The organism is Streptomyces uncialis (assembly GCF_036250755.1).
GTDB lineage: Bacteria > Actinomycetota > Actinomycetes > Streptomycetales > Streptomycetaceae > Streptomyces > Streptomyces uncialis.
Window position 1 is genome coordinate 3704614 of the sequence record NZ_CP109583.1, and the last position, 20415, is coordinate 3725028.

The following is a 20415-nucleotide window of genomic DNA, read 5'->3' on the forward strand; positions in this document are numbered from 1 at the left end:
GCGGGATCAGCCGAGGGGGATGCCGTTGATCGGCAGACCCTTCAGGGGCAGACCGCCGAGGAGGCCCAGCGCGGGCACGGCGCCGGTCGCGGCCTGGGTGACGGTGGGCTGGGCGGTGGCGGCCGTGGTGCCGAGGGCGGTCTTCGCGGCCTCCACCGAGCGGGTGTCGGGCACCAGCTGGGTCAGCTGGCCGAGGGGGAGGATCTTCGTGGCGTCGCCCAGCGGAAGGGCCTTCGTGGCGTCGCCGAGGGGCAGGGTGCTGGTGACACCGTCGAGAGCCGTGGCGGTGGGCGCGGCGGCGTTCGCGGCACCGGCGCCGGTGGCGGCGATGGCCGCGCCGAGGGCGGCGGCACCAAGGGTCCTGGCGGCAGTCTGCTTCATCGTGAAATCGCGTCCTTGAGTGTGTGCGTGCGCGAGCGTGCGCGGTACAGCGGTCTGCGTTGCCGATGACCGCCGGAAATGACGGGACGAGCGGTCAAGAAACGTAACCAGGGCACACGGTCGCCGCAAACACGCGCGGGCGGCCGGAGTGTTGATTCACCCGGCCGCCCGCGCTAAGCGTCTTTTCCGCTAGGAGGAGGAAGAACCCCTGGTGGAAGCGGTCTGCTGGAACAGCCATGCGGACTTCAGCTCGGCGTATCCGGGCTTGATCACGTCGTTGATCATGGCCAGACGTTCATCGAAAGGAATGAACGCCGACTTCATCGCATTGACGGTGAACCACTGCATGTCGTCGAGCGTGTATCCGAACGTGCCGACCAGGTGCTCGAATTCGCGGCTCATGCTGGTGCCGGACATCAGACGGTTGTCGGTGTTCACCGTGGCCCGGAAGTGCAGCTTGCGCAGCAGCCCGATGGGGTGGTCCGCGTACGAGGACGCGGCGGCCGTCTGGAGGTTGGAGGTCGGGCACAGCTCCAGCGGGATGCGCTTGTCGCGGACGTAGGACGCGAGCCGGCCGAGCTTGACGGTGCCGTCCTCGGCGACCTGGATGTCGTCGATGATCCGGACGCCGTGCCCGAGGCGGTCCGCGCCGCACCACTGGAGGGCCTGCCAGATGGACGGCAGCCCGAACGCCTCACCGGCGTGGATGGTGAAGTGGTTGTTCTCGCGCTTCAGGTACTCGAAGGCGTCGAGGTGGCGGGTGGGAGGGAAGCCCGCCTCGGCGCCCGCGATGTCGAAGCCGACGACCCCGAGGTCGCGGTAGCGGTTGGCCAGCTCCGCGATCTCCAGCGCGCGGGCCGCGTGCCGCATCGCGGTGAGCAGGGCGCCGACCCGGATGCGGTGGCCGTTCTCCCTGGCCCGGCGCTCGCCCTCGCGGAATCCGTCGTTGACGGCCTCCACGACCTCTTCGAGGGTGAGGCCCTTCTCCAGGTGCTGCTCGGGGGCGTAGCGCACCTCGGCGTAGACGACGCCGTCCTCGGCGAGGTCCTCCGCGCACTCGGCGGCGACCCGGAACAGGGCCTCCTTGGTCTGCATGACGGCACAGGTGTGCGCGAAGGTCTCCAGGTACCGCTCCAGCGAGCCGGAGTCGGCGGCCTCGCGGAACCAGACGCCGAGCTTGTCGGGGTCGGTCTCGGGGAGTCCGTCGTACCCGGTCGCGAGGGCGAGATCGACGACGGTCCCGGGGCGCAGGCCGCCGTCGAGGTGGTCGTGCAGGAGGACCTTGGGAGCCCGGCGGATCTGGTCCGCGCTGGGGGTCTCGGGGTGCTGACTGGTCTGGCTCGTCATCTTGTCACTCTACGTCCTACGCGCGTAGATGCCGAGTGGGCCGCGGTCGCCGATACGTAAAGGTGACCCCAAGGACGTGTGGTGCGCACCACCACTTCTGACACTGTTCTGTCATGGGACTGGGAGCGGGGGCGGAGCACACCGCGCGGCTGGGCAAGGTACGCGGGCCCCGGGGCGAAGCCGTGAGCGGGGTCGTCCTGCTGCTGCCGGGCGGCGAGGAGGTCTCCGAGCGGCGCCCCTCCCCGCTGGCCGCGGGGACGGTCCGGGCGCTGAGCGGGCACCTGGCCCGGCGCGGCGGCCCGGAGGGGCTGGCCACCCATGTCGTGCGCTACCGGGTACGCGGCTGGAACGGTGAGCGGGCGGGGCTCGCCGGGGACGCGGAGTGGGCCGCCGACGAGGTCGTACGGCGGTACGGGGACGTGCCCGTCTGTCTGGCGGGGGTCGGGATGGGGGGCCGCGCGGCGCTGCGCGCCGCGGGGCATCCGGCGGTCGGCTCCGTGCTGTCGATCGCGCCGTGGCTGCCGGCGGAGGACATGGCGGGGGCGCCCGAGCCGGTGAAGCAGCTCGCGGGGCGGCGGGTGATGATCGTGCACGGTACGCATGACGGGCGGACCGATCCCGAACGGTCGTTCCGGCTGGCGGCCCGGGTGAAGAAGGTGAACCGGGACATCTGCCGGTTCGAGGTGCACGCGGACGGGCACGGGCTGCGGCAGTACCGGGCGGAGGTGCTGGCGCTGTCCGCGGATTTCGTGCTGGGGACGTTGTTCGGGGCGGCGTTCTCCCGGCCGGTGGCCGACGCGTTCGCGGCTCCGCCGCCGTTGGGGTTGCGGATGCCCCTCGCCTCCGGTTTCGGCCGCACCCTCCGAAAACCCTGACAGGTCGCCTTCGCTCGCGCTTCCGGGGTCCGTCCGGCTGGACGTACTTGTCCCCGTGCGGGCCGTCCGTGGGTGCGCAGTTCCCCGCAGGTCGCCTTCGCTTGCGCTTCTGAGGTTCCCCACCTGGGCGTACTTGTTCCCGTGCGGGTACGTCCGTGGGTGCGCAGTTCCCCGCGCCCCTGGATGCTGCCCCCTTGCGGCCGCTTCTCGGGTGCGGGCCGCCCTCGTCTTTTGCGCAGTTCCCCGCGGGCCGCCTTCGCTTGCGCTTCTGAGGTTCCCCACCTGGGCGTACTTTGTTGCCGTGCGGGTCGTCCGTGGGTGCGCAGTTCCCCGCGCCCCTGGGTGCTGCCCCGCTCGGTCGCTCTTCGGGTGCGGGTGCGCCCTCGTCTTTTGCGCAGTTCCCCGCAGGTCGCCTTCGCTTGCGCTTCTGAGGTTCCCCGCCTGGGCGTACTTGTTCCCGTGCGGGCCGTCCGTGGGTGCGCAGTTCCCCGCGCCCCTGGGTGCTGCCCCGTTCGGTCGCTCTTCGGGTGCGGGCCTGCCCTCGCTTTTGCGCAGTTCCCCGCGCCCCTTAAGGGGCACCCCCTTCCTCTCGCAGGCGCTCGGCTGCGGGAGGGGGTGGGCGGGAATCTCTGCTCGCAGACTCCGATGCTCTTCAGTAGCTCCGCTGGACGTCGTACCGAGCGTGTCGGATCGAGGACGGAGAATCCCGACCGGCACCGACCCGAAGAACAAGCCGGATGCGCCCCAAAGGGGCGCGGGGAACTGCGCGAAACCCACGAACGACGGCACAGGAACAAGCGCGCCCACCCGGACAGACCTGGGAAGCGCAAGCGAATGCGGCCCCCGGACATGAAAAAAGGGCCCGCCCTGGCGTGGGTGTGGTGGGCGGGCCCCGGGATCGGGTGGTTCTGTCAGGGGGGCGTCAGAACTTGACGTCCGAGCAGGAGTAGAACGCGTTCTCCGTGTCGTGGACCGTCCACACCCCGAGGATCAGGTGCTTGCCGGTCTTCTGCGGCAGCACACCCGAGTGGGTGACCGTCGCGCCGGGCTGACGGCCGTTGAAGGGCACCGTCAGGAAGGGCTGGGGGTCCAGGTCCGCCCGGGTGAGCGGCTTGGCCGGGTTGTAGCCGTTCTTGGTGATGTAGTAGCGGAAGTCGGTCGTGGCGTGGCGTGCGACGATCCGCCAGTTGAAGGTGTAGCTCTGCCCGCCGGACACGTTCGTGGCGGGCCAGTTGCCCCCACGGGGATCGTCCAGCTCGGAGAAGCGGCCGTTGCCGCCCGCGCAGAGCTGGCCGTCGGCGGGACCGCGCCCGGGGAAGCCCTTGTACCCCTCGACGCTCCACGCCTCCCATTCGATCTGCCCGCAGTCCTGCACGGAACCGTTGCCGCACACTCCCGAGCGGCTGATGGGCGAGTCGACGTAGCCATGACCCTGCGCGCTGCCGGTGGCGGCGAAGAGCGCCGCCGTGGCCAGGCCTATCCCGAGCAGGGACGTACTCAATTTCCTACGCATGTTCACTCCAGGGGTGGGGGTGCCTCGGTCTGTCGTGGGGAGAGGCGGAGTCATCAACATGGTCTAGACCAAGCACCAGCATATTTCGGCCGGTTGACGGTGTCGCCGCTGGTTTCGGACACTCAGGAACACGGAGGAACCCACCCGATTCACCTCACCCGATGGTTGAGCGCGAAACGGTTGAGGGGTGTGTGGTCCCGGTGGGCGACGGACGTCCCAGCAGTCGGGGGGTCGTACGGCGGTGCGTGGTACGCCGGACGCGGGGTGCCGTGACGGACCGGTGGAACGGACGCGTCCGGTGGCTCAACTGCGGTCCACACGGACGGCTCATCCCCAGCGGGTGACCGCCACCGCGGCCTTGAGGTCAGCCCAGAACTCCGGGCGCGGGGCGATCCGGGGACCCAGCCGGTAGACGGTCGTCCGGGTCCGGCCCGTCACCCGCAGCTGGACCTCGGCGGGACCGGGGTGGGACCGCAGGATCTCCTTCAGCCGCCGCACCGAGGGACCCGTGACCCGGGACTCCTCGATCGCCAGCCGGACCGGCGCGTCCGCGCCGAGGGCCGTCGCCTCCGGGACCGTGAGCTCCATGGCGACGAGCCGGGGCACGTCCTCCCGTTTGTCCAGCCGTCCCTTGACGAAGACGACGGCGTCCTCCACGAGCCGGGTCCCCACCAACTGGTAGGTGGCGGGGAAGAACAGACAGTCGACGGACCCTCCGAGGTCCTCCACGGTCGCGATCGCCCACGCGTTGCCCTGCTTGGTCATCTTGCGTTGCAGACCGGAGACGATGCCGCCGAGGGTGACCACCGCCCCGTCCGGGTGCTCGCCGCCGGTGAGCCGCGCGATCGGGGCGTCCGACCGTTCCGCGAGGACGTGTTCGATCCCGAACAGCGGGTGGTCGGAGACATAGAGGCCGAGCATCTCGCGCTCCTGGGCGAGCAGATACGGTTTCTCCCACTCCTGCGCGGGGAAGTCCGGGTCCAGCGCGGGAAGCGTCCCGGGGGCGGTGTCCGGTCCGTCCGCGCTGAAGAGGTCGAACTGGCCTTCCGCCTCGCGGCGTTTGACGGAGACGGCCGCGTCGACCAGCGGTTCGTAGCGGGCGGTGAGTCCCTTCCTGGTGTGGCCGAGGGCGTCGAACGCGCCCGCCTTGATCAGGGACTCGGTGGCGCGTTTGGCGCACATGACCGCCTCGGACTTGTCGAGGTAGTCGGGAAAGGACATGTACTTCCCCCTGGACTCGCGGGCGCGGACGATCGCCTCGACGACAGGGGCGCCCACGTTCCGTACGGCGGACAGCCCGAACAGGACGGTGTCGTCGCCGTGCGCGGTGAAGTCGGACAGCGACGCGTTGACGTCCGGCGGCAGCACCTTGATGCCCATCCGGCGGCATTCGTTGAGGTAGACCGCGGACTTGTCCTTGTCGTCCTTCACCGAGGTGAGCACCGCCGCCATGTACTCGGCCGGATGGTTCGCCTTGAGGTACGCCGTCCAGTAGGACACGAGCGCGTACGTGGCCGCGTGGGCCTTGTTGAACGCGTATCCGGCGAACGGCACCAGGACGTCCCAGACCGCCTGGACCGCCTCGTCGGAGTAGCCGCGCGCCCGGCAGCCGTCACGGAAGGGGCCGAACTCCCGGTCCAGGACCTCCTTCTTCTTCTTTCCCATCGCCCGGCGCAGCAGATCCGCCTGGCCCAGCGAGTATCCGGCGAGGATCTGCGCGGCCCGCTGGACCTGTTCCTGGTAGACGACCAGGCCGTAGGTGAGGTCGAGGATCTCCTTGAGGGGTTCTTCGAGTTCCGGATGGATGGGGGTGATGTCCTGCCGGCCGTTCTTGCGCAGGGCGTAGTTGGTGTGCGAGTTCATGCCCATCGGGCCCGGCCGGTAGAGCGCGGTCACGGCCGTGATGTCCTCGAACTGGTCGGGGCGCATCAGCCGGAACAGCGAGCGCATCGCGCTTCCGTCGAACTGGAAGACGCCGAGGGTGTCGCCCCGGCCGAGGAGTTCGAAGGTCCTGGGGTCGTCGAGCGCGAGCCCCAGGAGATCGATGTCGATGCCCTTGTTGGACTTCACCATCTTGACGGCGTCGTCCATGATCGTGAGGTTGCGCAGCCCGAGGAAGTCCATCTTCAGCAGGCCGAGCGACTCACAGCTCGGATAGTCCCACTGGGTGATCGTGACGCCGTCGGAATGCCGTACCCAGACGGGGACATGGTCGGTCAGCGGTTCGCTGGACATGATGACGCCGGCGGCGTGGACGCCCATCTGCCGGACCAGGCCCTCCACCCCGCGCGCGGTGTCGACGACCTTCTTCACGTCCGGCTCGTTCTCGTACATCCCCCGGACCTCGCCCGCCTCCGCGTAGCGGGGATGCGCGGGATCGGTGATCCCGGCGAGCTCGATGCTTCTGCCGCCCGCGTCCGGCGGCATGGCCTTGGTGATGCGGTCGCCCATGGCGTACGGGTAGCCGAGGACGCGGGCGGAGTCCTTGATGGCGTTCTTCGCCTTGATCGTGCCGTACGTACCGATCATGGCGACCTTGTCGGCGCCGTACTTCTCGGTGACGTACCGGATCACCTCGACACGCCTGCGCTCGTCGAAGTCGATGTCGACATCGGGCATCGACACGCGCTCGGGGTTCAGGAACCGCTCGAAGATCAGCCCGTGTTCCAGCGGGTCGAGGTCGGTGATGCCCATCGCGTACGACACCAGGGAACCCGCCGCGGAACCGCGTCCCGGGCCCACCGCGATACCGTTCCGTTTGGCCCACATGATGAAATCGGCGACCACCAGGAAATAGCCGGGGAATCCCATCCGGATGATGATGTCCATCTCGTACGCGGCCTGGCGTTCATAGCGTTCCGCGATTCCGCCGGGAAAGCGGCGGGCGAGTCCTCGGCGTACCTCTTCCTTGAACCAGGTGATCTCCGTCCAGCCTTCGGGGATGTCGAATTTCGGCATGAGGTTCCGCTGCTGGAACATGCCCTCGGTGTTGATCTGCTCGGCGACGAGGAGGGTGTTGGCGCAGCCTTCCTGCCAGGCGTCCGAGGAGTCGATGGCGTACATCTCGTCGGTGGACTTGAGGTAGTAGCCGGTGCCGTCGAAGCGGAAGCGGTCGGGGTCGGAGAGGTTCTTGCCGGTCTGGATGCAGAGCAGCGCGTCGTGGGCGACCGCTTCGGAGGCGTGGGTGTAGTGGGAGTCGTTGGTGACGATCGGGGGGATGCCGAGCTTCTTCCCGATCTCCAGCAGCCCCTCGCGGACCCGGCGCTCGATCTCGATGCCGTGGTCCATCAGCTCCAGGAAGTAGCGGTCCTTGCCGAAGATGTCCTGGTAGTCGGACGCCGCCTTCAGCGCCTCGTCGAACTGCCCCAGCCGCAGCCTCGTCTGGAGTTCGCCCGAGGGGCAGCCGGTCGAGGCGATGAGGCCCTGGGACCATTTCGAGATCGTCTCGCGGTCCATCCGGGGCCACTTCGTCAGCCAGCCCTCCGCGTACGCGTCCGAGGAGAGGCGGAACAGATTGTGCAGCCCCGTCGCGTCCGCCGCCCAGATCGTCTTATGGGTATAGCCACCCGAACCGGAGACGTCGTCCCGCTTCTGGTGCGGCTGGCCCCACTGGATCTTCCGCTTGTCGCGCCGCGACTCCGGCGCCACATACGCCTCGATCCCGATGATCGGCGTGATGCCCGCCTTCGTCGCCTGATGGAAGAAGTCGTACGCCCCGTGCAGGTTCCCGTGGTCCGTCATCGCGATATGCGACATCCCCATGTCGTCGCACGCGTGGAACATGTCCTTCAACCGCGCCGCACCGTCCAGCAGCGAATACTGGGTATGGACGTGCAAATGCGTGAAATGACGGGGCATACGCGCTCCTGGCGGAACAGGATTCGGCGGAATCGCGGCGGAAGGGGACGAGTGCGCGCCCCAGGGAACCCGTACCGGAGCCGGTGATCAAACAACGGAAGGCGTCCGGCCGACAACCAGCGGTTGTCGGGCGGCGCGGCTGGTAGTTTCGGCCGGATGAATCCGGAGTTCCTGCGGGCCTTTGTCGCGGTCGTCGAGGAAGGGCAGTTCCGGCACGCCGGGGACCGGCTCGGGATCTCCCAGCAGGCCGTGTCCAAGCGGATCGCCGCCTTGGAGGACGAACTCGGCGTGGTGCTGTTCCACCGGCTGCCGACCGGGGCCGAACCGACCGCCGACGGAAGGACGTTCCTGCCGCACGCCCGCGCGGTGCTCACCGCGATCCGGCACGCCGTCGCGTCGGTCCGCCACCCCGCCCGGCCGCTGCGGGTCGACGTCCTGGACAACCGGGTCGCCTCCGCGGCGCTGCTGCGCGCCTTCCACGAGGCACACCGCGAACTGCCCCTGGAGATCGCCGCCCTGCGCGGCGCGGACCACGCGGTACGGGCCCTGCTGGACGGGGACGTCGACGCGGCGTTCGGGTATCCCCGGCGGCCGGTGCGGGAGACCGACGCCCGGCTGACCGCCGTCCCGGTGCTGCTGGAGGCCCTGGAGGTGGTCGTCGGGGAACGGCATCCCCTGGCGGAAGCGGCCTGCGTCACCCCGGCGGACCTGGTGCCGTACACCTGCTGGGTGCCGGGGATCGTGGACGGCAGCGAATGGGGCGCCTTCTACGCCGAGCTCGCCGGGGCGTTCGGGCTGACCATCGACCCCACCGGGCCCGACTTCGGTATCGAGGCGCTGCTGGACGCCCTCGCCGGGTCGCCGGCGCTGCTGACCTTCGTCGGGCGCGGGACCCGGCTGGTGGGGCTCACCGGACGGCGGCTGCGGCGCGTACCGGTGGTGTCACCCACCCCCGTCTACCCGTGGTCGCTGCTCTGGCACACCGGCAACCGGCATCCGGGGCTGCGGCGGCTCGTCGCGTACGTCACCCGGCACGCGGCGGACCGTCCGGCCGATGTCTGGCTGCCGACCGGGGCGCCGGGCCGCCGGCCGCTCACTCGGGCAGCAGATGGCCCCGGCGGGACAGCAGGAACCGCTTGAACGCGGCGACCGGCGGGGTGTCCGGGCCGCCGCCCGCGAGCCAGGCCACCCCGATCTCGCGGACCGCGCGCGGCGCCGTCACCGTCAGCTCCACCACCCCGGGCCGCGCCACCGTCGGCGGGGGCAGCAGCGCGACGCCGAGGCCCGCCTGCACCAGACCGCGCAGGGTCTCGGCCTCCTCGCCCTCGAAGGCGATCCGGGGGCGGAACCCGGCCGCCGCGCACAGATCGTCGGTGATCCGGCGCAGCCCGTAGCCGGGCTCCAGCGTCACGAACGTCTCGTCGGCGGCCTCGGCGAGCCTGATCCGGCGGCGGCCCGCCAGCCGGTGGTCACCGGGGACGACGAGGCGCAGCCGCTGCTCGTCGAGGCGGCGGGCCTCCAGATCGGGGGCGTCGGGCACCGGCGAGGTCAGACAGAGGTCCAGTTCACCGGCGCGCAGCCGTTCCAGCATGGCCTCGCCGTAGTTCTGCACCAGGCTGAAGCGGACCCGGGGGTGGTCGGCGCGGAAGCCGCGGATCAGTCCGGGGACGGTCTCGGTGCCCAGGGTGTGCAGAAAGCCGAAGGCGACCTTCCCGCCCGTCGGGTCGGCGTCGGCGCGGACCTCCTCGGCGGCGCGCTCGATGTCGGCGAGGGCGCGTTCGACGGAGGCGAGGAACGTACGGCCCGCCGGGGTGAGGGCGACGGTCCGGCCCCGGCGGGCGAAGAGGTCCACCCCGAGGTCCGCTTCGAGCCGGACCATCGCGCGTGACAGCGTCGACTGGGGGACCTGCATCTCCTGTGCGGCGCGGGTCACATGCTCGGTGCGGGCGACCCCGGCGAAGTACGCGAGCCGGGGCGCGAGCAGCGTGACGATGTCTTCTGTGTCACTGGACGGTGACAGGCGCGCCCGTGAGCTGTTCTTATGCTCCATGGGATCGATTATGGACGTTCCATGCATTGGACGCATGAAGCGGGCGGCCGTACGTTCGGCATATGCCTGCTGCCAGTACCGGGGCGGTCGCACGGTTCGCCGGGTCAACCCCGGCGACCGCCGGAGCGGCCGCCTCCTCCGTCCCCGCCGTCGACTCCCCCGCCCCCGCCTCCACCGTGCCCGCCGCTCCCGTCCCGCCCGCCGGCGAGGACCGCCGGCGCGCGCCGGGCGCGCCCGGCTTCCGCCGGATGAGCTTCGCGCTGTTCCTCGCCGGGGTCGCCACCTTCGCCCTGCTCTACTCGACGCAGGCCCTGCTCCCGCTGATCTCCGCCGACTTCGCGGTCGGCGCCGGGGACGCGAGCTGGACGGTGTCGGCGGCGACCGGCGCGCTGGCGCTGTTCGTCCTGCCGCTGAGCGCGCTGTCCGAGCGGTTCGGGCGGCGGACCCTGATGACGGTGTCCCTCGCGGTCGCCGTGGCGGTCTCGCTGCTGATCCCGTTCGCGCCCTCGCTCGAAGCGCTGATCGCGCTGCGGGCCGTGCAGGGCGCCGCGCTGGCCGGTGTGCCCGCCTCCGCGATGGCGTACCTCGCGGAGGAGGTACGGCCCAGGGCGCTGGTCGCCGCGATCGGACTGTTCGTCGCGGGCAACAGCATCGGCGGGATGAGCGGCCGGGTCGTGACCGGCTGGGTCGCCCAGGAATGGGGCTGGCGGGTCGCGCTCGGGGTGCTCGGACTGCTCGCGGTGGTCTCCGCGCTGGCCTTCCGCGCCCTGGTGCCCGCGCCACGCCACTTCACCCCGGCGCCGCTGAGCCCCCGGGCCCTCGGCCGTACGGTCCGCGACCATCTCTCGGACCCGCTGCTGCGGCGGCTGTACGCGATCGGCGCGCTGTTCATGACGGTGTTCGGCGCGGTGTACACGGTCATCGGCTACCGGCTGACGGAGGCGCCGTTCTCGCTGCCGCAGGGCGTCGTCGGCTCGATCTTCCTGGTCTATCTGGTCGGTACGGTCTCCTCGGCCGCCGCCGGACGGCTCGTCGCCCGGCTCGGCCGGCGCGGCACGCTGTACCTGGCCGGGGGCACCACCTCGGCGGGGCTGCTGCTGTCGCTCGCCGGGTCGCTGATCCCGGTCCTCGCCGGACTGGTGCTGATCACGGCCGGGTTCTTCGCGGGCCACGCGGTCGCGTCGGCGGCGGTGAGCCGGACCGCCACCCATGGCCGGGCCCAGGCATCGGCGCTCTACCAGTCCGCCTACTACCTGGGCTCCAGCGCGGGCAGCACGCTCGGCGCGCTGGCGTTCCACGCCGGGGGCTGGGCCGCGGCCGTCGCCCTCGGACTGCTCGCCGTGACGGGCGTCGTGGCGATCACCCTGCTGGGCACCCGGGCCGCCCGCGTCGAACAGCGGGTACGCCGGGACGCGGCGGTGGCCCGGGGCGGCGCGGTCCGGAGCGGTTCGGGCCAGGGTGGTTCGGGCCAGGGCTCTGCGGGACGCGACGGATCGGGCCGGAGCGGGTCGGGCCTGGGCGGGTCGGTGCGGGCCGGGCGGGCGGCGCCCGTGATGGCGGCCCGGCACTGAGACGGGCACCGGGACCGGCACCGGAACGGGTGTCCGGGGTGCTGCGCGGGTGCGGTGGCCGACCGGTCAGGCTACGGGCAACCGGGCCCGCGCGCAGCCGGAACCGCAGGTCAGCCCGGACTGTCAGTGCGGTCCTGTACGTTCCCCCTTGCTGGCGCCGCACACGGGCGACGGACACACCACAGGGGTGGGCTGGACCATGACTGACAGTACGGCGACGATCGAGCTGGACGCCCGGCTGGAGAAGCACCGGGTGGAGCTGACCGGCTACTGCTACCGCATGCTGGGCTCGTCGTTCGAGGCCGAGGACGCGGTGCAGGACACGATGGTCCGCGCCTGGCGCAGCTTCGACAAGTTCGAGGGCCGCTCGTCGCTGCGCTCCTGGCTGTACCGCATCGCCACGAACGTCTGCCTCGACATGCTGAGCGCGGGCAACCGCCGCGCCCGCCCCATGGACCTCAGCGAGCCGCAGCACCACGCGACCGCCGTCCTGAAGGAGCGCGCCGAGCCGACCTGGCTGGAGCCCGCGCCCGACGGCCGGGTGCTGCCGGACACGGCCGATCCGGAACGCGCCGTGGTGGCCCGGGAGTCGGTGCGGCTCGCGTTCATGGCCGCGCTCCAGCATCTGCCGCCCAAGCAGCGGGCCGTGCTGATCCTGCGCGAGGTGCTGGCCTGGCGGGCGCAGGAGGTCGCCGATCTGCTCGGCACCTCGGTCGCCTCCGTCAACAGCGCGCTCCAGCGGGCGCGTTCCACCCTCTCCGCCGCGGACATCCGCGAGTCGGACCAGGCGCAGCCCGCCGACGAGGAGCAGCAGAAGCTCCTCAAGCAGTATGTCGAGGCGTTCGAGGGCTACGACATGGTGAAGCTGACCGCGCTGCTCCATGACGACGCGGTGCTGTCCATGCCGCCCTACGACCTGTGGCTCCAGGGGCACGACGAGATCAGTGGCTGGATGCTCGGCCACGGCTCGGTCTGCCGGGGCTCGCTGCTGGTCCCCACCGTGGCGAACGGCACGCCCGCGTTCGCGCAGTACCACCCGACGCAGACGCCGGGCCGGTTCGAGCCGTGGGCGCTCCAGGTGGTGGAGATCTCAGCGGGCAGGATCGTGGAGATCACGACCTTCCTCGACACGGCCCGGTGGTTCCCGCTGTTCGACCTGCCCCTCCATCTGGAGCGGTAGGCCGACGAGTTCGAGCAGGTTCCGCAGCAGGGGGTCCGGGTCGCGTACGACGATCCGGGCGCCCGCGCGGCGGGCCGTGAGCTCCAGCCGGGCCAGGGCGTTGACGGCGGCGAGGTCCGGGGGCAGGGCCGACGCGTCACAGACGAGTTCCGTCGCGCCCGTGGCCGCGAGGAGCGAGCGCGCGGAGTCGCACAGCCGTGACAGGTCCTCCTCGCCGGCGGGGGCGACCGGGAGTATCGGGGCAGGGGGTTCGGGTTCGTCCACGCACGGTAGACCCGGGGTGCGCCGGTAACTCATCGGCGGCCCGGGGCCGGTGCGGGTCCGGGTGGGCACCGGTATGCCCGTAGGTGCCCCCAGGTGGTTCCGCGTGCCGCGCCCCGGTCGTGGTTCCGGGTGCCGCCGCGCGGGTCAGCGGTGGACGGTCCTGCGGTGTTCGGTGGGGCGGATGCCCATGGTGCGTTTGAAGGCGACGCTGAGCGCGTACGCGTTGGCGTAGCCGACCTGGCGGGACACCGCCTCGACGGTGTCGTCGGTGTGCGCCAGCAGATCCGCGGCCTGGCAGATACGCCACTCCGTGAGGTACGTCATCGGGGGCTGTCCCATCAGTTCGGTGAACCGCTGGGCGAAGCGGGCCCGGGACGCCCCGGCGGCGGTGGCGAGCGACGCCACCGTCCAGGGGCGGGCCGGTTCCCCGTGCATGAGTTTCAGCGCGCGGCCGACGACGGGGTCGGCGTGGCCCCGGTACCACGACGGCGCCCGCGCCTCGGGCAGTTCGAACCACTCGCGCAGCCCGGACACCAGCAGCAGATCCAGCAGCCGGTCGAGGACGACCTGCTGACCGGGGGCGTCCCTGCGTATCTCCCGGGAGATCATCTCCAGGGCCGGGCGGCCCTCCGGGACCGCCGGGATCCGGGCGATCCTCGGCAGCGCGTCCAGCACCCGCGCCGACACACTGCCCGCCACCTGGTACGTCCCCTTGAGCAGCACACCGTGCGGGCGGCCGGCCGGCGCCCCGGCGAGGTCGGCCGGGTCCGTGTCCCCGGCGCACATCGGGAGGTCGTCCAGCGCGTCCGGGTCACCGCCGCACATCGGCAGATCGTCCAGCAGGAGGGCCCCGTCGGGGGTGGTGCAGCGGTTCCCCTCGTGGACGACGGCGAGGGGGGCGGTGGCGGGGTGGTCGGCGACGACGTACGGGTCGGAGCCGACGACGATCACCACGTCCCCCGGGTCCAGCGGGACGGGCTCCGCGCCGCCGGGGCCGTCCGCCGGGCCCACGGAGGTGACCCACGCCCGGCCGCTGAGCATGGTGAGCAGCGCGAGCGGGGTGCCTTCCTCGAAGCGCAGCGACCAGGGCGGCCGGAGCAGCGACCGGTCGAAGAGGGCACCGCGGGGCCGGACGTCGTGCAGCAGGGTGGTCAGCGCGTCATCCATACGGGTGAGTCTAGGGGCGGTGGGACGATCGGACATCGAATCGAGCGCAACAGCCATCGTGCCGCCCGCCCGTCGGGGGTTCACTGATCCGTATGACCAACACAACGAGCTCATCCGCCTCCTCCACCGCTCCGGTCCTCGTCCTCGGCGGGACCGGCAAGACCGGCCGCCGGGTCGCCGCCGAACTGACCCGGCGCGGCCACACCGCGCGCCCGGCCTCCCGCCGCGGCGACACCCGCTTCGACTGGTCCGACCCGGACACCTGGGAGGCGGCGATCGACGGAGCGCGGGCCGTCTATCTCGTGGACTCCGAGAGCCCCGAGGCACCCGACCAGGTCCGCGCGTTCGTCCGGCTCGCCGCGGATCAGGGCGTGGAGCGGCTGGTGCTGCTGTCGGCGCGGGTGTGGGAGGAGCTGGACAACGGCAGCCGCGAGGGGCTGGCCGTCGAGGACGCGGTGACCGGGTCGGGGCTCGCGTGGACGATCCTGCGGCCCGCGTGGTTCGCGCAGAACTTCACCGAGGCGCCGTTCGTCAACACGCTCCTCACCGCCGGTGAGCTGCGGCTCCCGACCGGGGAGGGCCGGGAGGCGTTCGTCGACCTGGACGACCTCGCGGAGGTCGCGGCCGTGGCGCTGACCGAGGACGGGCACGCGGGCCAGAAGTACGTGCTGTCGGGGCCGCGCGCGCTGACGTTCGGGGAGGCCGTCGCCGAGATCTCCGCGGCGGCGGGCCGTCCGCTGGCCTTCGTCGCGCTGACCGACGAGGAGTACCTGGCGGAGCAGAAGGCGGCGGGGGTGCCGCAGGAGATGGCGGATCTGCTGCTGTATCTCTTCCAGCACATCCGCGCGGACGGCAGCGCCGCGATCGGGGACGGGGTGCGGCGGGCACTGGGCCGTGAGCCCCGGGACTTCTCCGTGTACACCGGCGGCACCGACTTCAGCGCCCCGCGCGCCTGACCCGTACGGCGGCGGCCCGGGGCGTCCGTACCTCGGGCCGGGGCGTCCGTACCGCGAGCTGGGATGCCCGTACCGCAGGCCGGGGTGCCCGTACCGCGTGCTGGGACAGCCGTACCCCGAGCCGGGGTGCCCGTACCTCGGGCCGGGACAGCCGTACCGCGAGCCGGGGTCCCCGTACCGGTGTCCGGCCCGGCGCCCCGTGCCGACCCGATGGGTTACCGCGGTCCGGTGGGCTGCCGCGGTCCGGGGCGGCCGGGCGGGGCCGTGAAGGTGACGGCGGCGGCCGGGGCGGTGATCTCCGCCCGGCCGCCTAGGGCCCACGCGGCGACCCGGGAGACGGTCGCGGCCGGGATCTCGTCGCTGATACCGGGGGCCGCCGGGACATTCTGCGTGGCGTGGGCGTCGTACGGCAGGACCACCCGGTGGCCGCGTGCCAGGGCGGTCCGGGCCGTCGCCTGGACACACATCTCGGACATCGCCCCGCACACCGCGACGGCCCGCACACCGGCGCCGGACAGCAGACCGGCCAGCGGGGTCCCGGCGAAGGCGTCGGCCTCGGACTTGCGGACCACCGTCTCCCCCGGGCCGTCGCCCACGGGGTGGTGCAGTTCCCAGCCGGGCGTCCCGGTGGCGTCGGGCGATCCGGCGGGCCCGTCGTTCTGGACATGGACGACGAGCGCCCCGGCCGCGCGGGCCCGCGCGAGGAGATCGGCCGTCCGGTCCAGCAGCCGGGCCGCGCCGGGCACGGCCCTCGGGCCGGAGACGGTGGACACCTGGACATCCACCACGAGCAGCGCCTCGACGGGCTTCGTACGTTCGGTCATCCCGTCATCATCGCCGCCCCGGGCGGCCCGCCTCCACCGGATTCCGGCGGCCGACCACCGGTCAGGGCCGCTGTGTCACATGGAGCATCCGGACCAGCGAGACGGCCATCACCGGTCCGCGTCCTCCCCCTGGTCCCCCGTACGCGGCGATGCCGCCCTTCGGGGAAGGACGGCATCGAGGCGGGGGCCGGTTCTCCCGGCGCGGGGTCAGGAGACGCGTTCGAGGACGATCGGGGACGGGGCGAAGCCTTCGCCGGTGCCGATGTCGTACGCGCCCGTGAGCGATTCGAGGGCGTACTCGAAGCGCTCGGGGGTGTCGGTGTGCAGGGTCATCAGCGGGGCGCCCTCGGCGACCCGGTCACCGGGCTTGGCGTGCAGCTCGACCCCGGCGCCCGCCTGCACCGGGTCCTCCTTGCGGGCCCGGCCGGCGCCGAGCCGCCAGGCGGCCACGCCGACGCCGTAGGCGTCGAGCCGGGTGAGGACACCGGACGCGGGCGCGGTGACGACATGCCGTTCCCGGGCGACCGGGAGGGCCGCGTCCGGGTCGCCGCCCTGGGCGGCGATCATGCGGCGCCAGGCGTCCATCGCGGAGCCGTCGGCGAGCGCCTTCTCGGGGTCGGCGTCGCGCAGCCCGGCCGCGTCCAGCATCTCGCGGGCCAGGGCGATGGTCAGTTCCACGACATCGGCGGGGCCGCCGCCCGCGAGGACCTCGACGGACTCGCGGACCTCCAGGGCGTTGCCCGCGGTCAGCCCGAGCGGGGTGGACATGTCGGTGAGCAGGGCGACCGTGCGGACGCCGCTGTCGGTGCCGAGGCCGACCATGGTGGCGGCCAGCTCACGGGCGTCGTCCAGGGTCTTCATGAACGCGCCGGTGCCGACCTTGACGTCGAGGACCAGGGAGCCGGTGCCCTCGGCGATCTTCTTGGACATGATCGACGAGGCGATCAGCGGGATGGCCTCGACGGTGCCGGTGACATCGCGCAGGGCGTACAGCTTCTTGTCGGCGGGGGCGAGACCGTCGCCCGCCGCGCAGATCACGGAGCCGACGCCGTCGAGGACGGACAGCATCTCCTCGTTGGACAGCAGGGCGCGCCAGCCGGGGATGGACTCCAGCTTGTCGAGGGTGCCGCCGGTGTGGCCGAGGCCCCGGCCGGAGAGCTGCGGGACGGCGGCGCCGCAGGCGGCGACCAGCGGGGCGAGCGGCAGGGTGATCTTGTCGCCGACACCGCCGGTGGAGTGCTTGTCCGCGGTGGGGCGGGACAGGGAGGAGAAGTCCATGCGCTCGCCGGAGGCGATCATCGCGGCGGTCCAGCGGGCGATCTCGCGGCGGTTCATGCCGTTGAGCAGGATCGCCATGGCCAGCGCGGACATCTGCTCGTCGGCGACCGTGCCCCGGGTGTAGGCGTCGATGACCCAGTCGATCTGCGCGTCGCTCAGCTCCTCGCGGTCGCGCTTCGCGCGGATGACGGAGATGACGTCCATGGCATGTCCTTCCAGCGGTTCCGAACACCCGTGCCGCCCGCCCGGGGGCACGGGAATCGACTCTACGCGCATAGAGGGAGGTTGGGTACGCCCGGGGACGTCCCGGGCGGGCCGCGCGCCCGCGCGCTGCGTGACGAGTGGGGACGACCGCAGGACGGACGCCGGTTCCTGGTCCGCCGCGAGGAAAATCGGAATTCCGCTGATCACCGGGCGGGATTTCTATGGAATGGCACCCGGTGATCGTTGCAAACCTTCCTGGCGTAAAGACGTCAACCCCCTTCGGGGGAGCATAGAAGCAGGCACGCAAAGGCATCATGAGGGAGTTGAGTCGAACCATCAGAACCCGACGGGGGAATATCCATTTCCTCGCCACGACTAAAGGAGAGACCATTGAAGGCGAAGCGTTTTACGCGGGTAGCAATTCCCCTGGCGGGTTCCGCGGCGCTGATCTTCGGTATGCAGGGGACCGCCCTGGCCGCGCAGACCGTGAATGTGCCGGACGGCGGGGGCTACGGCCAGTGGCAGGCGGACCCGAGCGGCTCGATCCCGGGCGACTCGATCAGGGCGTGCGACACCGGCTCGGACGGCGATTACGTCAGGGTCGACCTGGACGTCAACCGCAACGGCTCGATCGACCGGACGGCGTGGACCAAGGGTCACCCCGCACCGTCCTGCAGTGCGTGGATCTCCGGCAACCTCACGGAAGGCACCCCGGTCACCATCTGGGTGATGAGGGTCGACAGTGGAGGAACCATCCTCCTCCCCGAAGGAAAAGGCAACTTCACCGCCTGATCCACCTGACACCCTTCCGAACCGGAGATCGAATTCTCTCGCCGGGAATCACCCGCGCGACCGCCCGGCCCTTTCCGGAGAGCTCTTACCGTAACGATCTCGCGGAATGGGCCGGGCGCGTGTTTCGTGCGCCCACACCAGAAAGGCGAGAACGCTGATCCCGGCACCCAGTACACATACGGCGCCCCACCCGGCCGCCGCGTACAGAGAAGTGGCGGCGAGGGCGCCGGTGGCGCTGCCGATCGCGTAGAAGATCATGTATCCGCCGATCAGCCGGCCGCCCGCCTCGGGATGCAGCGCGTAGATCAGGGTCTGATTGGTGACGTGCACCGCCTGCACGGCGAGGTCCAGGACGACCACCCCGACGACCAGTGCCCACAGCGAGCTGCCGGTGAACGCCAGCGGCACCCAGGAGACGGCGAGCAGCGCCAGGCCGGCGCCCGTGGTCCAGCGGGAGAGTCCGCGGTCGTTCAGCCGTCCCGCCGCCCCGGCGGCGAGCGCGCCCACGGCTCCGATCAGTCCGAACGCCCCGATCGCGGTGTGGGACAGGGAGTGCGGGGCCTCGCTGAGCGGCAGCGCGACACTGCTCCACAGGGTGCTGAAGGCCGCGAAGATCAGCAGGCCGAGCAGGGCGCGGACCCTGAGGAGCCGTTCCCGCGCGAACAGGTCGACCGTGGAGCGCAGGAGCCGTCCGTAGCCCAGGGCGGGCGGCGCGGCCCCGCCGGGGCTCCGCGGCAGCGAGCGGCTCAGGACGAGGGCGAGCAGGGCGGTGAGCCCCGCCGAGGCGAGGTAGACGGACCGCCAGCCCGCGAGGTCGGCCAGCAGTCCGGACACCGCGCGGGCGAGCAGGATGCCGATGACCACCCCGCCGGTCACCTGCCCGACGACCCGCCCGCGCCGGGCGGGTGGTGCCAGCGACGCGGCGTGGACGACCAGCGTCTGCGTCACCACGGCGAGCAGCCCCACGGCCGCCATGCCGACGAGCAGCAGCGCCGCCGTGGGGGCGACGGATACCACGGCCAACGCGCCTGCCAGCAGGACCAGTTGCGTCACGATGAGGCGTCGGCGGTCCTTCATGTCCCCCAGCGGCACGAGCAGGAAGAGCCCCAGCCCGTATCCGACGTGGGTGAGGGTCACGACGGCGCCGACGAGCGCCGGGGCCATCCCCAGGTCGCGCCCGATCGTCACCAGGAGCGGTTGCGCGAAGTAGACATTGGCCACCGAGGCCCCGCCCGCGACGGCGAGCAGCGGGATCACCCCGCGGGGCGTCGGCGCGGGCGCGCAAGCGCCTTCTCCCCCGCCGGTCCCGCGCCGTGGCGCCGCCGCCTCACCGCCGCCGACCTCGTGGTTCCCCGCCATGGCATCCTCCGTCCGCTCCGCGCGGCCGGGGTCCGTACGGCGACCCCGCCCCTGCTGGTTGCATCTTGCTACCAGATGGACGGTAGCCGGACTTGGTAGCATGTTGCAACCAGACGGGAAAGCGGGAACGGCATGGTGAAACGGACGCGGTTCGACGACAGCGACTGCCCCGTCGCGCGGTCCGTCGACACGATCGGCGACTGGTGGTCCCTGCTGATCGTGCGGGACGCCTTCGACGGGAGCCGGCGCTTCGGGGAGTTCCAGCGCGGCCTCGGCGTCGCGAAGAACATCCTCACCGCGCGGCTGCGCGCCCTGGTCGACGGCGGGGTCCTCGCCTCCGTCCCCGCGTCCGACGGCAGCGCCTACCGCGAGTACGTCCTGACCCCGAAGGGCGAGGCGCTGTTCCCCGTCGTCGTGGCGCTCCGGCAGTGGGGCGAACAGAACCTCTTCGAACCCGGCGAACCGCACTCGGAGCTGGTCGACCGGCGGCAGGACCTCCCGCTGCGCGCGCTGGAGGTGCGGGCCGCGGACGGACGCCGTCTGGGCCCCGGGGACACCACCGTCCACAAGCTGCCCGAGGCTCCCTGAACCGGACGGAGGGCCGCAGGCGCAGGTCACCAGGCCGACCGGCCTGGCGGGCTGGCGGGCTGGCGGGCTGGCGGGCTGGCGCTCGCCGCAGGACCCCGAGCGGGCGGAGCTGTCGCGGGGCCGGGCGGACCGGCACCCGCGCCGGTCCGGGGACGCCGACGGCCCCCGGCCTCCGCTCGTGGCGGGGGACGGGGGCCGTCGGGCGAAC

Annotated in this window: 17 protein-coding genes; 7 read left to right on the forward strand and 10 right to left on the reverse strand. The window is 72.0% G+C overall.

The window, feature by feature from the left end:
- Nucleotides 1-6: 6 nt before the first annotated feature.
- Both OG711_RS15130 and OG711_RS15135 read right to left on the reverse strand, forming a co-directional pair.
- Entirely contained in the window at nt 7-381 is a 375-nt protein-coding gene (locus OG711_RS15130; protein WP_073784122.1) for a hypothetical protein, read from the reverse strand.
- 189 nt (nt 382-570) lie between these two features.
- Nucleotides 571-1728, reverse strand: coding sequence for an adenosine deaminase (locus tag OG711_RS15135; protein WP_073784119.1), 1158 nt, complete (start codon nt 1726-1728; stop codon nt 571-573).
- 113 nt (nt 1729-1841) lie between these two features.
- Here OG711_RS15135 and OG711_RS15140 point away from each other — a divergent pair, with 113 nt between their 5' ends.
- Nucleotides 1842-2603 carry a prolyl oligopeptidase family serine peptidase gene (locus tag OG711_RS15140; RefSeq protein ID WP_266508641.1) on the forward strand — a complete coding sequence of 254 codons (762 nt, stop codon included), beginning with the start codon at nt 1842-1844 and terminating at the stop codon, nt 2601-2603.
- 922 nt (nt 2604-3525) lie between these two features.
- Here OG711_RS15140 and OG711_RS15145 read toward each other — a convergent pair.
- Nucleotides 3526-4116: a lytic polysaccharide monooxygenase auxiliary activity family 9 protein gene (locus OG711_RS15145; RefSeq protein WP_329559488.1), complete on the reverse strand. Its 591-nt coding sequence runs from the start codon at nt 4114-4116 to the stop codon at nt 3526-3528.
- 327 nt (nt 4117-4443) lie between these two features.
- Nucleotides 4444-7974, reverse strand: a complete 3531-nt coding sequence (gene dnaE / locus OG711_RS15150) for a DNA polymerase III subunit alpha (RefSeq protein ID WP_329559489.1) — start codon at nt 7972-7974, stop codon at nt 4444-4446.
- A gap of 156 nt (nt 7975-8130) precedes the next feature.
- Between dnaE and OG711_RS15155 the strand changes: the two genes are divergently transcribed.
- Nucleotides 8131-9114 carry a LysR family transcriptional regulator gene (locus OG711_RS15155; protein ID WP_329559490.1) on the forward strand — a complete coding sequence of 328 codons (984 nt, stop codon included), beginning with the start codon at nt 8131-8133 and terminating at the stop codon, nt 9112-9114.
- On the opposite strand, the gene OG711_RS15160 is transcribed toward OG711_RS15155, so the two are convergent.
- Nucleotides 9068-10024, reverse strand: a complete 957-nt coding sequence (locus OG711_RS15160; protein WP_329559491.1) for a LysR family transcriptional regulator — start codon at nt 10022-10024, stop codon at nt 9068-9070. The genes OG711_RS15155 and OG711_RS15160 overlap by 47 nt on opposite strands.
- A gap of 62 nt (nt 10025-10086) precedes the next feature.
- On the opposite strand from OG711_RS15160, the gene OG711_RS15165 reads away from it, so the two are divergent.
- Together OG711_RS15165 and OG711_RS15170 are read left to right on the forward strand one after the other, a co-directional pair.
- Nucleotides 10087-11595, forward strand: coding sequence for an MFS transporter (locus OG711_RS15165; RefSeq protein ID WP_329559492.1), 1509 nt, complete (start codon nt 10087-10089; stop codon nt 11593-11595).
- Between the two features lie 199 nt (nt 11596-11794).
- Nucleotides 11795-12775 carry a sigma-70 family RNA polymerase sigma factor gene (locus OG711_RS15170; protein WP_329559493.1) on the forward strand — a complete coding sequence of 327 codons (981 nt, stop codon included), beginning with the start codon at nt 11795-11797 and terminating at the stop codon, nt 12773-12775.
- Here the strand turns inward: OG711_RS15170 and OG711_RS15175 are convergent.
- Nucleotides 12686-13039, reverse strand: coding sequence for an STAS domain-containing protein (locus OG711_RS15175; protein ID WP_329559494.1), 354 nt, complete (start codon nt 13037-13039; stop codon nt 12686-12688). The genes OG711_RS15170 and OG711_RS15175 overlap by 90 nt on opposite strands.
- Before the next feature lie 144 nt (nt 13040-13183).
- Entirely contained in the window at nt 13184-14206 is a 1023-nt protein-coding gene (locus OG711_RS15180; protein WP_329559495.1) for an AraC family transcriptional regulator, read from the reverse strand.
- A gap of 92 nt (nt 14207-14298) precedes the next feature.
- On the opposite strand from OG711_RS15180, the gene OG711_RS15185 reads away from it, so the two are divergent.
- On the forward strand, nt 14299-15162 hold the full coding sequence (locus tag OG711_RS15185; protein ID WP_329559496.1) for an NAD(P)H-binding protein: 864 nt from the start codon (nt 14299-14301) through the stop codon (nt 15160-15162).
- 215 nt (nt 15163-15377) lie between these two features.
- Here the strand turns inward: OG711_RS15185 and OG711_RS15190 are convergent, their stop codons facing one another.
- Entirely contained in the window at nt 15378-15986 is a 609-nt protein-coding gene (locus tag OG711_RS15190) for an isochorismatase family protein (protein ID WP_329559497.1), read from the reverse strand.
- A gap of 207 nt (nt 15987-16193) precedes the next feature.
- Nucleotides 16194-17468: a thymidine phosphorylase gene (locus tag OG711_RS15195; RefSeq protein WP_073784097.1), complete on the reverse strand. Its 1275-nt coding sequence runs from the start codon at nt 17466-17468 to the stop codon at nt 16194-16196.
- 390 nt (nt 17469-17858) lie between these two features.
- On the opposite strand from OG711_RS15195, the gene OG711_RS15200 reads away from it, so the two are divergent.
- A complete protein-coding gene (locus OG711_RS15200) occupies nt 17859-18260 on the forward strand; it encodes a hypothetical protein (RefSeq protein WP_073784095.1) in 402 nt (133 codons plus the stop codon).
- Between the two features lie 48 nt (nt 18261-18308).
- Here the strand turns inward: OG711_RS15200 and OG711_RS15205 are convergent, their stop codons facing one another.
- Entirely contained in the window at nt 18309-19619 is a 1311-nt protein-coding gene (locus tag OG711_RS15205; RefSeq protein WP_329559498.1) for an MFS transporter, read from the reverse strand.
- Nucleotides 19620-19751: 132 nt separating this feature from the next.
- On the opposite strand from OG711_RS15205, the gene OG711_RS15210 reads away from it, so the two are divergent.
- Entirely contained in the window at nt 19752-20207 is a 456-nt protein-coding gene (locus OG711_RS15210; RefSeq protein WP_329559499.1) for a winged helix-turn-helix transcriptional regulator, read from the forward strand.
- The last annotated feature ends 208 nt before the right edge of the window (nt 20208-20415 follow it).

What these genes read in the sequence shown, in the direction of transcription:
- OG711_RS15130 (WP_073784122.1), bottom strand. Translation starts at nt 381, where the DNA reads ATGAAGCAGACTGCCGCCAGGACCCTTGGTGCCGCCGCCCTCGGCGCG.
- OG711_RS15135 (WP_073784119.1), bottom strand. Translation starts at nt 1,728, where the DNA reads ATGACGAGCCAGACCAGTCAGCACCCCGAGACCCCCAGCGCGGACCAG.
- OG711_RS15140 (WP_266508641.1), top strand. Translation starts at nt 1,842, where the DNA reads ATGGGACTGGGAGCGGGGGCGGAGCACACCGCGCGGCTGGGCAAGGTA.
- OG711_RS15145 (WP_329559488.1), bottom strand. Translation starts at nt 4,116, where the DNA reads ATGCGTAGGAAATTGAGTACGTCCCTGCTCGGGATAGGCCTGGCCACG.
- dnaE (WP_329559489.1), bottom strand. Translation starts at nt 7,974, where the DNA reads ATGCCCCGTCATTTCACGCATTTGCACGTCCATACCCAGTATTCGCTG.
- OG711_RS15155 (WP_329559490.1), top strand. Translation starts at nt 8,131, where the DNA reads ATGAATCCGGAGTTCCTGCGGGCCTTTGTCGCGGTCGTCGAGGAAGGG.
- OG711_RS15160 (WP_329559491.1), bottom strand. Translation starts at nt 10,024, where the DNA reads ATGGAGCATAAGAACAGCTCACGGGCGCGCCTGTCACCGTCCAGTGAC.
- OG711_RS15165 (WP_329559492.1), top strand. Translation starts at nt 10,087, where the DNA reads ATGCCTGCTGCCAGTACCGGGGCGGTCGCACGGTTCGCCGGGTCAACC.
- OG711_RS15170 (WP_329559493.1), top strand. Translation starts at nt 11,795, where the DNA reads ATGACTGACAGTACGGCGACGATCGAGCTGGACGCCCGGCTGGAGAAG.
- OG711_RS15180 (WP_329559495.1), bottom strand. Translation starts at nt 14,206, where the DNA reads ATGGATGACGCGCTGACCACCCTGCTGCACGACGTCCGGCCCCGCGGT.
- OG711_RS15185 (WP_329559496.1), top strand. Translation starts at nt 14,299, where the DNA reads ATGACCAACACAACGAGCTCATCCGCCTCCTCCACCGCTCCGGTCCTC.
- OG711_RS15190 (WP_329559497.1), bottom strand. Translation starts at nt 15,986, where the DNA reads ATGACCGAACGTACGAAGCCCGTCGAGGCGCTGCTCGTGGTGGATGTC.
- OG711_RS15195 (WP_073784097.1), bottom strand. Translation starts at nt 17,468, where the DNA reads ATGGACGTCATCTCCGTCATCCGCGCGAAGCGCGACCGCGAGGAGCTG.
- OG711_RS15205 (WP_329559498.1), bottom strand. Translation starts at nt 19,619, where the DNA reads ATGGCGGGGAACCACGAGGTCGGCGGCGGTGAGGCGGCGGCGCCACGG.
- OG711_RS15210 (WP_329559499.1), top strand. Translation starts at nt 19,752, where the DNA reads ATGGTGAAACGGACGCGGTTCGACGACAGCGACTGCCCCGTCGCGCGG.